We start from the raw sequence: 13755 nt of genomic DNA on the forward strand, positions 1-13755 counted from the left end.
CACTACTCCCCATTTTCATAGAAAAACATCATTCTATTTACGAAAGCATCCTTTTCCGGCTCCTCATTCCCTGATACTTTTTCTACAGTCTCTTCTTTTGGCTTTTCATAACGATGGTAACTTTCATATTCTTGATTTATCCATAGTATAGCGAAATAAAACAAAATCGTACAACTTGTAAATAATAAAAATACTTTCATCCCATCAAAAGTTAATTTTAAAGCTCGGCGCATTGTAAATTCCTCCAAAATATAAGTTATTACAACATATGCCAAGCTTTCACCAATTTATACCTTATTCAAATAAAAAACCTCTTCCTAGTTAAATAGGAAAAGGTTATTTTTCATCCGTTTCATTTTCTTGACAATTTTTACAAATCCCATGGAATGTTAAACGATGATCTTTCACCTTAAAGCTCCAGTCTCGTTCCACTTTATTCTCCACTTCACCAAGTAAATCTTCTTGTATTTCTTGTACAGCACCGCATTGTGTACAGATTAAATGATGATGGAAACGCTGTGCACCTTCTTGGCGTAAGTCATAACGCGAAACACCGTCTCCAAAGTTAATTTTATCGACAACTTTCAACTCAGACAATAACTCTAAAGTTCGATAAACGGTTGCTAATCCGATCTCTGGCGACTTTTCTTTTACAAGGAGGTATACATCTTCTGCGCTTAAATGATCTTCTTCATTTTCTAGCAGCACACGAACTGTTGCTTCACGTTGTGGTGTCAATTTATAGCTCGCTGCATGTAATTGCTTCTTAATTCGTTCAATTCTTTCTTCCATTCGGTACTACTCCCTCCTCGCCACTCTTACACCATTATATCAGAAGAAGGGCTCCTGTCAAAAGAAAAACAATAAAAACAAATTGATAATTATTCTCAAAAAATATTTATTGTTTGTTAATAGCCTCCACAACTTCTTTCATTAAAACTGGTGATGCATACACTTCGACACTGGAAGCAATAGCTAATACCGCTCCAATCACGAGAAAAAAGCATGTATAGCGAATTAATAACGGTAATAGTGGCTCAGTTATTTTCCGAATAAATTGATGCCTAATCATGCGTAAGGAAAAGCTTGCAGCAATTGTTGTCATTACGAGAAATACAGGAATTATAATTAAATTTTGTGGCAATACAGATACAAATGCTAATAATAGTCCATTCCATCCGTGCTGACTTACTAAAAAACCTACTGTAAATCCAACAACTACCCCTTTTAAAAATAGTAAGATAAAAATGAGCGGCAACCCAATAATTGAAATCCCCAAAATCCAAATAAAGCCGATATATTTTAATTGCGAAAAGTAACTTTCTCGAAACATTTCGCCTGCGACAGCAAATTCTCCTTTAGAAACTTGTCCAAAAAAACGCTGTAAATAAAATGATAAATCTTGCTTTTGGTTTATTTGTAAACTATTCACAAGAATCGCTCCAAATATTACTCCCATCAGTAATAAAACCGCATTAAATATATATAGTGAAGAATTTTCCTGTATGTGAGACATTACACGGTCTTGCCACGTTTTTCGCCACATTTTCCTTCCCTCCGTTCACACTCTTACTAAAAATGTATGAAAGAAAGAAAAAAAGTATGACGAATTAGCATTGAAATTCCGCTCTACTTTGCTAAACTAAAAAGTAGAGAATAGGAGGGATTTCTCTTGAAACCATTATTATTAGATTTTCCAACATTATTTCAAACTGAGCGCTTGCAAGTACGTAAGCCGTTTCCAGGTGATGGAACAGAAGTATATGAAGCAATCCAAGCTTCGCTAGAAGACTTATTACCATGGATGCCAATTACAGCTGAAACAGAAGAACGTGCTGAAGAAATTGTTCGCGAAGCTCACGGACAGTTTTTACTTCGTGAAACACTTGATTTCCACTTATACGATAAAGTATCTGGTACATTCATCGGAGCTATTACGCTCAAGCCTGAAAACTGGGATATTCCAAAGTTTTCACTTCACTTTTGGCTACATAGCGCTTATACAAAGCATGGCTATATGACAGAAGCCATTAAAGGTGCGATTCAATTTGCATTTGATAAACTAGGTGCTAGAAGAATTGAAATTCGTACTGATGCAACAAATATAAACGCATGTAACTTAGCAGAACGTCTAGAATTTATTTTAGAAGGTACAATGGAAAATGATTTCCTAGCACCCGATGGCAGCTTACGCGATGCACGTGTATATGCAAAAATCAACTAAAAACACTCGCCTTAGGCGAGTGTTTATTTTTGTAATTGTAAATATTGTACTGCAAACATCGTCTTAGCATCATGTATGCGAAGGTCTTTCATAAGATCAATCGCTTCTTCTAATGACACTTCCATTAATTCCACAAATTCATCTTCATCTAAAGCTGCTTTATTTTCTTTTTGTTTTAATCCTGTCGCTTTATATACATATAAAATCTCATCTGCAAAACCAGGTGATGTATAGAAAGATGTAATAAGTTCCATATTTTCACATACATATCCTGTTTCTTCTTCTAATTCACGAACTGCTGTTACCTCTGGCTTTTCCCCAGGTTCTAACTTCCCAGCAGGAATTTCCACAATTGCCTTTTCGAGAGCTTTACGATACTGCTCAACGAGTACAATTTTCCCCTCATCAGTAATAGCAATAATAGCAACTGCCCCAGGGTGATTTACGATTTCACGTTTACTCATTTCTCCATTTGGTAATACTACATCATCAACACGAACTTTTATAACCCTACCATCAAAAATCGGTTCAGTTTTTACTGTTCTTTCTGCAAGATTACTCATACTACTTCATCTCCCTGTTCTATTTCCTAATCATTCTTCATACATTTTACCACATTGAAAGGAGCGTGATAGAAATGAAAGTTTACATTTTACCAAATCGCGTCACTTTAGTCGGCAAAGCATGGCAAATTCGTCATAAGCTAAAACAATATGGAAAAGAGTATACAACTGTACAAGAGTGGATTACAGCAAATAAAAAGTAAACGTTTGTCAACCTCCTTCCCCTTTCGTACAATAAAGGTAAGGAGGTTGACCTATGAAAAAACGTCAATTAGGAAACTCAGATTTATATGTTACGGAAATTGGATTTGGCTGTATGTCTCTCGGTGCATCTGAGGCTGAAGCTATGCGTATTATCGATGAGGCAATCGATTTAGGAATTAATTTTTTTGATACAGCGGACTTATACGATTATGGATTAAATGAAGAATTTGTTGGAAAAGCTCTGAAAGGAAAACGCGACCAAATTGTTCTTACAACAAAGGTTGGAAATCGATGGACAGAAGAAAAAAACGGTTGGTCTTGGGATCCTTCTAAAGCTTATATAAAGGCCGAAGTAAAAGAGAGTTTACGTAGACTTCAAACAGATTATATTGATTTATATCAACTGCATGGCGGGACGATTGAAGATCCTATAGATGAAACAGTTGAAGCCTTTGAAGAATTAAAAAAAGAAGGGATTATTCGTCATTATGGTATCTCTTCTATACGTCCAAATGTCATTCGTGAGTATGCCAAACGATCAAATATCGTTAGCATATTAATGGAATACAGCCTTTTAAATCGTCGCCCTGAAGAATGGTTCCCGCTTCTTAATGAACAGCAAATTAGCGTTATTGCTCGCGGACCACTTGCAAAAGGGATTTTAACTAACAATAATGCAAGAAAGATAGAAAGAGTAAAAGAAAAAGATTACCTCTCTTATTCTTACGATGAGTTATATTCGACACTCGCGAGTGTAAAAGAAATAATCGGAGAAAGCTCTTTAACAGGAACAGCTATTCAATATTGCTTACATAACAAAACTGTTGCAGCTGTTATACCTGGTGCAAGCTCTATTCAACAATTGCAAGAAAATATACAAGCTAGCCAACAGTTATCTTTAACAAAAGAAGAATATGTACAACTTCAAAAGATTGTTAAGTATGATTCATATGCTTTGCATCGCTAAAATATTGATACCGATAAAAGCAAAAGACTGCCCCCCAACACTAGGCGGCAGTCTTTTTTTATAACGTATCATATTTATCAGGATTCGTTCCTACATGTAAATTACGATTTAACGTATTAATTTGATCCATCTCTTCTTCAGTTAATGAGAAATCAAAAATAGTAAAGTTCTCTTTAATACGAGATGGCGTAACAGATTTAGGAATAGTCACAATCCCACTTTGAATATCCCACCTTAATATAACTTGTGCAGGTGACTTTTCATATTTTTTAGAAATAGCCTGAATAATTGGATGCTGGAATACTTCGCCGCCTCTCATTAAAGGACTCCACGCTTCCATCTGAATTTGCTCACCTTGACAGAAATCACGCAATTCAAATTGCGCTAACATTGGATGAAGTTCAACTTGGTTGACCATCGGCTTCACTTTACAATTTGGTAATAACAGTTCTAAATGATGTTTATGAAAATTAGAAACACCAATCGCGCGCACTTTACCTTCTTCATATAGCTTTTCTAAAGCACGGTACGTATCAACATACTTCCCTCTTATCGGCCAATGGATTAAATATAAATCTACATACTCCATTTGTAATTTCTTTAAACTTTTTTCAAACGCCTCGAGCGTCTCCTCGTACCCTTGATCGTCGTTCCAAACTTTTGTTGTAATAAACAAGTCTTCTCTCGGAATTCCTGATTCACGAACCGCTTCTCCGACACCGCTTTCATTTTTATATACAGTTGCTGTATCAATCGAACGGTATCCAACTTCTAACGCTGTTTTTACTGCTTGTTTAACTTCGTCGCCTTCTTTCGCTTTATAAACGCCTAGACCAATCATCGGCATTTTCACGCCATTATGAAGTGTAGTTGTTGGAATATGCACAGTCGTTCTCCCTTTCAATGTTACATTTTTATAAACCACTACTTTATTTCAACAAGATTTATTCAAAATGTCAAAACATACGTACAGTTTACATAATAATTTTATACCCCTTTAGAAAATAACATGAACTCAGTCGTTCACGTTACTTTCTATCCATTTCTTCGCTTTTTCATCAACATTACGTACAAATTCATTTTTTCCTTCTGTATACAACGTGCCATCATATGTATATTTTTCAGCTAGTTCTTTCTTTAAAGTCGCATACGCTTCTGCTTCTTCACAATGAGCCATCATATAATCACGAAATGCTAAATGCCTTACTATCTCAGGATTTCCTTTTTCAAATACGTGTAAGTGATACGAGCGTTTTTCCTCAGTCCCATGAATAAAATAACGACGTCTTGAAATACCATTTTCCCCTTTTACGATGTAACCAAGCTCTTTAAAACGTTCATTCCAATGATCTACTCTGTCGATACTCTCTACTTCCATAATCATATCTATAATTGGTTTAGCTGCCAGTCCTGGCACTGACGTACTTCCAATATGATGGATTTTTACCGTTTCTGGCATCGCCGATTTTAATCTTTCGGCTTCCATTTGGAATTTCTCACTCCAATGATTTTCATACGGAACGACTACAATTTTCCTCATTCTAACTCCCCTTTTCTTACACACTCGTCAAAAAAATGATCAGCGGCATTTCACTGATCATTTTTTTATTATTTAAAGTCTTTCCAAGTAAGGCTACTTTCACTTAACAGTTCTTCAAATGATTTATTCTTTTCACGTTCTTTTTGTTCCTTACGCTTTCTTTCTTGTTCTGCTGCCTCTTTTTTCTCTTCTCTCACTTGCAACTCTTTTTTCTTATTCTTTAATTGTTGCATTAACGAATCGTTCAATTGATCACCTAGTGTAAGTGATTCTTTCTCTGGTTGATTCATTTGAGAGTGTTTTTGTGTTTGTCTTTGCTTCTTTTTCTTCATACTATTCACCTTTTACTTTTTTCTCCATTATAGAGGATACATGGCGAAATCGACAATAAAAAAGGTTCCCTAATCTATTATTTATCTTTTGTAAATATGTTAATTTTTCGAAAAAACTAAATTTTTATATAGATATAATCCTAGTAATCTATTAAAATTATGTCGTATGATGTCAGATTATAAAAAAAGGAGAAATTAATTATGTGGAAAAAAATTATTCCTGCTGTTGCTGTTTTAAGTACTATTACTTTTTCAAGCGTATTCGCCGCTCCTCCATCTCAGACTCCTGCCGAACAAAACCGATACATAGACGTACAAATGCTTGGTATTAATGATTTACATGGTCAACTAGATACTGTAAAAAAAGTTAACAATAAAGAAGCTGGTGGCGCTGATTATTTAGCTACTTATTTAAAAGAACGCAAAAAACAAAACCCTAATACACTTCTCGTACATGCCGGTGATATTGTCGGAGCCAGCCCACCAGTTTCCGCATTATTACAAGACGAACCAACAATTGAATTTTTAAATGACTTAAAGTTTGATGTTGGTACAATCGGAAACCATGAATTTGATGAAGGTATCGATGAAATGAAACGCCTCATTTACGGTGGATATCACGAAAAAACAGGGAATTTCAAAGGAGCAAACTTCCCTTATGTCGCTGCAAACTTCTATAATAAATCAACTGGCCGCTTATTTTTACCACCATTCACTGTAAAAATGGTTGACGGAGTTCCTGTAGGGTTCATTGGAGTTGTTACAACGGATACACCAAATGTCGTTATGCCTACTATGCTTAAAAATGTAGAAATCACTGATGAAGTAGAGGCTATTAATAAATCCACACAACAATTAAAGCGTCTCGGCGTTAAATCTATCGTAGTCCTTGCACATGTCGGCGGAACAACTGATGAGTCTGGTGTAACAAATGGAGACCTCACTCGAATTGCAAATGAAACAGATCCAGAAGTTGATGTTATTTTCGGCGGACATAGTCATACGTACGTAAATGGTACTGTAAATAATAAACTTATCGTGCAGGCGAACTCTTACGGGATGGCTTTCTCTGATGTAGATGTAACGATTGATAGAAAAACAAAAGATATTGTGAAGAAAAAAGCTGAAGTTATTACAACGTACCATGAAGGTGTAGAGCCTGATAAACAAGTAAAACAAAAGTTAGATCAATATAAAGAAAAAATCGCACCTCTTGTAAATGAAGTAGTCGGAAAATCTACAGCACCTATCGACCGTAAACAAAACGATGCTGGTGAATCTACACTTGGAAATTTAGTTGCGGATGCCCAGCGCCAAACTATGCAAACACAAATCGCTCTTATGAATCCTGGTGGAATTCGTAATGATCTAGACGCTGGAGATATTACATGGGGCGAATTATACGGCATTCAGCCTTTCGGAAACCAATTAATTAAAGTAGATCTAACAGGTCAAGATATTCGTGATATATTAAATCAACAATGGCAAAAAGGAGCAACGAGAATGCTTCAAATTTCAGGTATTCAATACACTTGGGATGCAAATAAACCAAATAACGAAAAGGTTACGAATATCCGTTTAACAAATGGTGAAGAATTAGTTCCCTCTAAAACGTATAGCGTAGTTGCAAATGCTTTCCTAGCTTCTGGCGGTGATGGATTCGTATCCTTTAAAAATGGAAAAAATGCTGAAACTGGTCCAAACGATTTTGAAGCATTAGTCGATTATGTAAAACAAGTGAAAGAACCAATTCAGCCGATTATTGATGGACGTATTCAAAAAAACAATTAAATACTATTCAAACTAGTGCGTGACACTCGAAAGAAGAAGCTCCTTTTATATGCAAGGAGCTTCTTCTTTTAGAGTCATACGTATTGTCATTCTTCTAGTGCAGTAAAGGATACGCACATAGCCCCTTGTTTCTTCGTAGTATATAGAAAACTATAATGGGAAGATTTGTATGTATTTTCATCAAACAATGACGATACATTGTATCGACAAAACGACAAACACATTCGTAGTATTGAGAAAGCAATTAACGGAGAATATAGCGCCATTCATTTTTATGCTAGATTAGCTACTTTAGCTCCAGACATAAATGAACGAAATCAAACCCTTGAAATTCGGCAAGATGAGCAACGAACAGTTGATTTTCACTTAGAAATTGCAGACGAAACGACAAATCAACAAGTGAAAGAAACATTTCGGCGCGCAGCAGCTGATGAACAAAATCATGCCGTTTGGTTCCTATATTACTTTTCGAAACAAAACAAAAAATGAAATAAAAGAAAGGATACACGCTCTTATATGGAACATAGTATCCTTTCTTTTATTTCTCTGGATACGTTTCATGATTAACATCATACCGTTGCAAAAATTCCTGTAGTGCTTCTTCTACAATTTTAGACTTTTGAATCCCTTTTGATTCCGATATAACATCTAGTCTTGCTAATACTTCTATATTAATCGAAAAGGTTCGTTTCTTTTTCTCTGTGCTCTTACTTATAATTTGAACACTTACTTCTTCTCTTTTTCTTAGCAATTCATAAATGCTTTGTAATTGTTCATAAATTAGTAATTGATAGTCTGTTTTTGCATATTGAAGGGCAGTAGCTTCTTGGATTTGCAAATGACGTGGCTCTTCACCATCACCTATAAAGATACGTTTTTTCTGCTCTCCATCATATTCATATCCAATCACCCTTAATTTCTTTGATAATGTATATGGGCTCATTTCAAGCCGTTTCGCTATAATAGCGATTGATTCGCGTCTATTTAAAGAATCAATAATTTCTCCAATCGTCACATTCTCCCTCCTCTCTTAATCGCCTAAACTTGAAATCAAACCAGTATGTTATGATACAATGATTTTCTAGTAGTATATGCAAAAGAAAGAGCCTGTGCGATTCATACCATTTAAGAAAAGGAGGTTTACATATGCTTTTTCGTAGCCATACCCCTCAGTTTTACAACGAAAAGAAGCAACTAATCCCTAACAGTATCGCTACGATAGAAAGCGTTATGATTAATGACCGGAAACAATCTCTCCTTATACGCGGCCAAAACGTGGAACAGCCTATTTTATTATGCTGTCACGGCGGTCCTGGTATGGCACAAATCGGCTTTATTCGCCATTTTCAAAAAGAGTTAGAAAAGCACTTTATCGTTATTAATTGGGATCAGCGAGGGGCAGGTAAATCCTTTTTATGGCGGGACATCCAAACAAATCTTACGATTGATCAATTTTTTTCAGATGCAAAAAAGGTTATTCAATATCTTCTCAAACGCTTTAATAAGCAAAAACTATTTCTCGCTGGTCATTCTTGGGGAAGTATTATCGGACTACAAATCGCTAATCAATGTCCCGAATATATAGAAGCATACATCGGCATCGGTCAAATCGTACATATGAAGCAAAATGAAGAATTACTATATCAACATTTAATTAGCTCTGCCAAAAAACATGACCATAAAAAGGCATTAGCTTCTCTTTTAAAATTAGGGAAACCACCCTTTTTAGATACGAGACGCCTCATTATTCAAAGAAAGTGGCTTGGTACATTCGGAGGAGCAATCCAAAATGGATCTTCCTTTTCTTTCATACGAAAAGGCTTCTTTTCTCCTGAATATACGCTATTAGATTGGTTCAAATTTCTCGCAGGAAATTTAAAATCCGGAGTTTTATGGGAAGAGATGCTGACAATCGATTTCTTTTCATCTATTTCAAGTTTATCTGTTCCTGTTTATTTTTGTTCTGGTCGCTATGATTATCAAACTCCTTATGCACTCGTTCAACAATATTGCGATATCATTCAAGCTCCTATTAAAAAGATGATTTGGTTTCCAAACTCGGCACATTCTCCAGATTTAGAAGAGCCTGAGTTATTCGCTAAATCTTTACAATCAATTAAACAAGAACTATCTTTTCAACATTAATAACAAAAGGCGCTTTTACATTTCATAGAAAACATTTTATAATGATATGTCGCAAGTATATGTCACTACAAACACTTGCTTGCCTTAACAGAATAAAAATTAGGGAGATTACATTTATTATGAACGCTGTACTCATCGCAGTAGCAGTCATGCTACTGCTTAGTTTGTTACGTGTCCAAGTCATTGTCGCCATTATCGTTGGAGCTTTAACAGGCGGACTTATCGGCGGACTCGGTATTTCAGAAACAATTAGTACTTTTACAGCCGGTCTTGGGAACAGTGCTCCTATCGCATTAAGCTACGCAATGCTCGGTGGATTTGCTATTTCCCTTTCAAAAACAGGACTTCCTGATGCAATGATCCAATCAGCTTTAAAATGGATCGGCAACGAACAAGACACGAAAAAACAAGTCTATTCTAAAATACTTATATTATTTATCATTTTAACAATGGCTTGCTTCTCACAAAATATTATCCCTGTTCATATCGCCTTCATCCCAATCTTAATTCCAGCACTTTTAAAAGTATTAAATGAGCTGAGGGTGGATCGTAGGCTTGTAACATGTCTTATTACATTTGGGTTAATTACCCCTTACATGTGGGTTCCAGCAGGGTTCGGAAAAATTTATCATGACGTATTGCAAACAAATGCTGCGCAAAGCGGTCTTACATTTGATGTCGCACTTATTCCAAAAGCGATGACTATTCCAGCAATCGGTATGATTATCGGATTATGTGTAGCGGTTTTCATTACATACCGAAAACCACGTACATATGAAACAGAACAAATTCATTCTGCACAGAATGAAATCGTTCCCTATACGAAAAGAAGCATTACTTTGGGTTTATTATCAATACTCGCTACATTAACTGTGCAATTAGCAACAGAATCAATGATTTTTGGTGCTTTAGCAGGTATTATCGTCTTATCAGTTAGCGGTAGCCTCCCTCTTAAAGAAGCCGATGCTATTTTAACGAGTGGAATGCGTATGATGTCCTTTATCGGATTTGTTATGATTTCTGCCGCTGGATTTGGCGCTGTTCTTCGAAAAACTGGACATGTTGAATCTCTTGTGCAAACGAGTGCACATATAATCGGAAATAATAAACCGCTTGCTGCATTTCTTATGCTCATTATTGGACTTCTCGTTACGATGGGAATTGGCTCTTCCTTTTCAACCATCCCAATCTTAACAACAATTTTCGTACCATTATGCGTCCAGCTCGGATTTAGTCCCATGGCTACAATCGCAATTATCGGTACAGCTGGTGCACTTGGTGATGCAGGTTCTCCAGCATCTGATAGTACACTTGGACCAACGTCCGGTTTAAATGCTGATGGTCAGCACCATCATATATGGGATACATGTGTCCCAACATTTCTACACTATAATATACCGTTACTTATATTCGGCTTTATTGCCGCAATTACACTATAAAAGGTGCGTTTTAAAAACGCACCTTTTACTTTGTTGTTTCTCTCTCAATGCACCTAAATTCTGTTTCCACTTCTTCTTGTCGCACTTGTTTCTTCTTTATTTTTCCTATTAACTGTTGAAAAGCTATTTCCCCATTTTCTTCGATATAACTTCCAATCGTCGTTAATGATGGACTTATCCATTCACCCTCTACACTCCCGTTAAATCCAATGATTTGTAACTTACCTGGTATATGAATATTAAGAGTTTTCGCCGCCCTGATTAGCTCAATAGCGACCTTATCACTTGAAGCTACAACCCCATCTATGTATGGATGCTTTTGTAACCATTCAAGAAACTGTTGATTCGTATACCCTTGTACAATTTCCTCTCGATAAGAAAGTCCTTCTTTCCAAGCAGTATCTAAAAATCCTGCCACATGCTCTTCCATTTCTTCACTCTCTACTCCCTCACCGATATAAGCAAGAAACTGGCAGCCTTTCTCTTTTAATAAAGAAACAGCTTTCTGCCCACTTTCATAATAACTAGTCAGAGATTGTCGTTCTTCAAGCACAGCGAAAGGAAGTGAGATTTCTCCTATACTTCGAAAAACAGATTTCGTCATTATAACGCCTGCAATGTTATTTTGCTCCAACATATCTATGTATCTATTCTTATTTTCTATATTACAAACTATTACTTGATACCCTTCTTTATATGCTATTTCCTCAACGAAACGGAGCAAAGTGATGTATGATGGATTATGCAAATTATCTACAAGTAATGCAATCATCGTTGAAGGCTGTTTAAATAAAGGCTTTGCTGTAGCATTCGGTCTATATTGTAACTCTTCAATTGCTTTTTTTACTTGTTTCACCGTATCTTCATGGACATATCCTTTTTCGTTAATGACTCTTGAAACGGTTGCGACTGAAACACCGGCCAATTTTGCAACATCACGTATAGTTGCCACATCGTCACCCCTTAATATGGTAATAGATTACAATTATAAACTAAACCAAAATATAACATTCGTCAAGGTTATTGTTTTAAATTTCTGAAAATTGTTACATGACTTCCACTTTGCTTACAAATTATACTCCAGCTGAATTTCATGTGAAATTGCGATATTATCATAACCAATAAATGGAATTTCTTTCTTTATTTTTCGTGCTTCCTTTACCGCATCAATATATAAGTTCGTCATCATGAAGTTACGTTTTTGATAAAAACGAAGTGCGTTCATATTATCATTCGTCGTAATAAGCCACACTTTTTTACATTCGTTCTCTTTTGCCACTCGCAATACACAATCCACCAGTTTTGTACCAATCCCCTTCCCTTCCTCAAAACTATTTAACGATACAATTTCACACATGTTTTCTATCACTTTATATGTTACAATTCCTACTATCCTGTTATTTCTAAGTGCAATAAAACCAGGTAATTCTTCTAATTGATGTACTCTGTCTCGCGAGACCATCATTGAGCTTCCCCAGTTTTCACACATAAAATCCTGAATTGCTTCTTTCATTTCTGGTGTGATTTTTTGTATATGAACCATACACGATTTCTCCCCTTTTCACATCATTGTGATACAATGTTAGTGTATCACATGTAGAGGTATTTGGAGGATGAGGTAAAGTATGAAACGTTTTTTTACAGCATTGTTTACTATACTAGGCGCACTAACTGCGATTGGGATTTTCTTTACAAATAAAGTTATGTACTTGAAGAAAAAAACAGAGGAAGAAGTTTTAGAACGCGAAACGAAAAAGCATTTTCATTTGGACGATTTTAAGGCTATTCAAAAAGAAGAGGTTCACATCCCTTCTCAATTCGGATACGAACTTCACGGATATTACATGCCAGCTGGTCATTCCAATAAATTTATGATTTTTTGCCACGGTGTGACTGTAAATAAAATGAATTCCGTTAAATATGCAAACTTATTTTTAAATAGAGGATATAACGTATTTATTTATGATCATCGCCGTCATGGTAAAACCGGTGGTAAAACAACAAGTTATGGCTATTATGAAAAACATGATTTAAAGTCAGTAGTTGACTGGCTAAAAGATCGTTTCGGAACGAATATTACACTCGGAATTCATGGTGAATCTATGGGTGCTGCAACTCTTCTTCAATATGCAGGACTTGTAGAAGATGGTGCTGATTTTTATATTGCTGATTGTCCTTTCTCTGATTTTTATGGACAGTTACAACATCGTTTGAAAGTTGAGTTTCATTTGCCAAAATGGCCTTTATTACCTTTAGCAAATGCCTTTTTAAAAGTTCGTGATGGCTATACAATTCGTGAAGTTTCACCAATTGATTGTATAAAAAATATTAACAATCCGGTTCTCTTTATTCATAGTAAAGATGATGACTATATTTTATCTGATATGACGAAATCACTTTATGAAGCGAAAGAAAATAATAAACAGCTTTATATTGCAGAACATGGTGCACACGCTTGCTCTTATAATGAAAATAAAGAAGAGTACGAAGATGCCATCGATCAATTTTTAAACACATATGTAAAAGAAACAAAAAACAGGCTTGCATAAG

The 13755-nt window shown here is 35.7% G+C and carries 18 protein-coding genes; 8 read left to right on the forward strand and 10 right to left on the reverse strand.

Annotation, left to right across the window (positions count from 1 at the left end):
• Positions 1 to 2 precede the first annotated feature (2 nt).
• The 3 genes from AC1DKZ_RS02205 to spoIIM form a co-directional block, all read right to left on the reverse strand.
• On the reverse strand, positions 3 to 233 hold the full coding sequence (locus AC1DKZ_RS02205) for a YqzK family protein (RefSeq protein WP_002165108.1): 231 nt from the start codon (positions 231 to 233) through the stop codon (positions 3 to 5).
• Between the two features lie 103 nt (positions 234 to 336).
• Positions 337 to 792 (reverse strand): ferric iron uptake transcriptional regulator, encoded by a 456-nt coding sequence (gene fur / locus AC1DKZ_RS02210; protein WP_000392654.1) that lies wholly within the window; start codon positions 790 to 792, stop codon positions 337 to 339.
• 106 nt (positions 793 to 898) lie between these two features.
• A complete protein-coding gene (gene spoIIM, locus AC1DKZ_RS02215) occupies positions 899 to 1546 on the reverse strand; it encodes a stage II sporulation protein M (protein ID WP_002014939.1) in 648 nt (215 codons plus the stop codon).
• Positions 1547 to 1672: 126 nt separating this feature from the next.
• Here spoIIM and AC1DKZ_RS02220 point away from each other — a divergent pair, with 126 nt between their 5' ends.
• On the forward strand, positions 1673 to 2224 hold the full coding sequence (locus AC1DKZ_RS02220) for a GNAT family N-acetyltransferase (RefSeq protein WP_002033881.1): 552 nt from the start codon (positions 1673 to 1675) through the stop codon (positions 2222 to 2224).
• A 23-nt stretch (positions 2225 to 2247) separates the two neighbouring features.
• Here the strand turns inward: AC1DKZ_RS02220 and AC1DKZ_RS02225 are convergent, their stop codons facing one another.
• The gene (locus tag AC1DKZ_RS02225; protein WP_002014941.1) at positions 2248 to 2787 is read right to left on the reverse strand and encodes an NUDIX domain-containing protein; all 540 of its coding nucleotides are present in this window, start codon (positions 2785 to 2787) and stop codon (positions 2248 to 2250) included.
• A gap of 74 nt (positions 2788 to 2861) precedes the next feature.
• Here AC1DKZ_RS02225 and mciZ point away from each other — a divergent pair, with 74 nt between their 5' ends.
• Both mciZ and AC1DKZ_RS02235 read left to right on the forward strand, forming a co-directional pair.
• Complete coding sequence (mciZ, locus tag AC1DKZ_RS02230) at positions 2862 to 2990, forward strand: Z-ring formation inhibitor MciZ (protein WP_000870295.1); 129 nt, start codon at positions 2862 to 2864, stop codon at positions 2988 to 2990.
• Between the two features lie 53 nt (positions 2991 to 3043).
• The gene (locus AC1DKZ_RS02235) at positions 3044 to 3958 is read left to right on the forward strand and encodes an aldo/keto reductase (RefSeq protein ID WP_476995590.1); all 915 of its coding nucleotides are present in this window, start codon (positions 3044 to 3046) and stop codon (positions 3956 to 3958) included.
• A 58-nt stretch (positions 3959 to 4016) separates the two neighbouring features.
• On the opposite strand, the gene AC1DKZ_RS02240 is transcribed toward AC1DKZ_RS02235, so the two are convergent.
• The 3 genes from AC1DKZ_RS02240 to AC1DKZ_RS02250 form a co-directional block, all read right to left on the reverse strand.
• Positions 4017 to 4844 carry an aldo/keto reductase gene (locus AC1DKZ_RS02240; protein WP_476995591.1) on the reverse strand — a complete coding sequence of 276 codons (828 nt, stop codon included), beginning with the start codon at positions 4842 to 4844 and terminating at the stop codon, positions 4017 to 4019.
• Positions 4845 to 4973: 129 nt separating this feature from the next.
• Positions 4974 to 5498, reverse strand: coding sequence for a GrpB family protein (locus AC1DKZ_RS02245; protein ID WP_404492394.1), 525 nt, complete (start codon positions 5496 to 5498; stop codon positions 4974 to 4976).
• 68 nt (positions 5499 to 5566) lie between these two features.
• Complete coding sequence (locus AC1DKZ_RS02250) at positions 5567 to 5830, reverse strand: YqkE family protein (RefSeq protein WP_242247019.1); 264 nt, start codon at positions 5828 to 5830, stop codon at positions 5567 to 5569.
• Positions 5831 to 6031: 201 nt separating this feature from the next.
• Between AC1DKZ_RS02250 and AC1DKZ_RS02255 the strand changes: the two genes are divergently transcribed.
• Both AC1DKZ_RS02255 and AC1DKZ_RS02260 read left to right on the forward strand, forming a co-directional pair.
• A complete protein-coding gene (locus AC1DKZ_RS02255; protein WP_113937127.1) occupies positions 6032 to 7621 on the forward strand; it encodes a bifunctional metallophosphatase/5'-nucleotidase in 1590 nt (529 codons plus the stop codon).
• Positions 7622 to 7786: 165 nt separating this feature from the next.
• Positions 7787 to 8110, forward strand: a complete 324-nt coding sequence (locus AC1DKZ_RS02260; protein WP_476995592.1) for a ferritin-like domain-containing protein — start codon at positions 7787 to 7789, stop codon at positions 8108 to 8110.
• A gap of 49 nt (positions 8111 to 8159) precedes the next feature.
• Here AC1DKZ_RS02260 and AC1DKZ_RS02265 read toward each other — a convergent pair whose 3' ends face one another.
• Positions 8160 to 8636, reverse strand: coding sequence for a ribbon-helix-helix domain-containing protein (locus AC1DKZ_RS02265; protein WP_002014948.1), 477 nt, complete (start codon positions 8634 to 8636; stop codon positions 8160 to 8162).
• A 131-nt stretch (positions 8637 to 8767) separates the two neighbouring features.
• Here AC1DKZ_RS02265 and AC1DKZ_RS02270 point away from each other — a divergent pair, with 131 nt between their 5' ends.
• Complete coding sequence (locus AC1DKZ_RS02270; RefSeq protein WP_404491054.1) at positions 8768 to 9766, forward strand: alpha/beta fold hydrolase; 999 nt, start codon at positions 8768 to 8770, stop codon at positions 9764 to 9766.
• A gap of 119 nt (positions 9767 to 9885) precedes the next feature.
• Positions 9886 to 11205 carry a Na+/H+ antiporter family protein gene (locus AC1DKZ_RS02275; protein WP_002014950.1) on the forward strand — a complete coding sequence of 440 codons (1320 nt, stop codon included), beginning with the start codon at positions 9886 to 9888 and terminating at the stop codon, positions 11203 to 11205.
• A 25-nt stretch (positions 11206 to 11230) separates the two neighbouring features.
• Here the strand turns inward: AC1DKZ_RS02275 and AC1DKZ_RS02280 are convergent, their stop codons facing one another.
• Both AC1DKZ_RS02280 and AC1DKZ_RS02285 read right to left on the reverse strand, forming a co-directional pair.
• The gene (locus AC1DKZ_RS02280) at positions 11231 to 12157 is read right to left on the reverse strand and encodes a LacI family DNA-binding transcriptional regulator (protein WP_476995593.1); all 927 of its coding nucleotides are present in this window, start codon (positions 12155 to 12157) and stop codon (positions 11231 to 11233) included.
• Between the two features lie 114 nt (positions 12158 to 12271).
• Entirely contained in the window at positions 12272 to 12748 is a 477-nt protein-coding gene (locus AC1DKZ_RS02285) for a GNAT family N-acetyltransferase (protein ID WP_476995594.1), read from the reverse strand.
• An 82-nt stretch (positions 12749 to 12830) separates the two neighbouring features.
• Here AC1DKZ_RS02285 and AC1DKZ_RS02290 point away from each other — a divergent pair, with 82 nt between their 5' ends.
• Positions 12831 to 13754 carry an alpha/beta hydrolase gene (locus AC1DKZ_RS02290; protein ID WP_002014993.1) on the forward strand — a complete coding sequence of 308 codons (924 nt, stop codon included), beginning with the start codon at positions 12831 to 12833 and terminating at the stop codon, positions 13752 to 13754.
• Position 13755: the final 1 nt, after the last annotated feature.

The organism is Bacillus sp. 05T21, assembly GCF_056396785.1.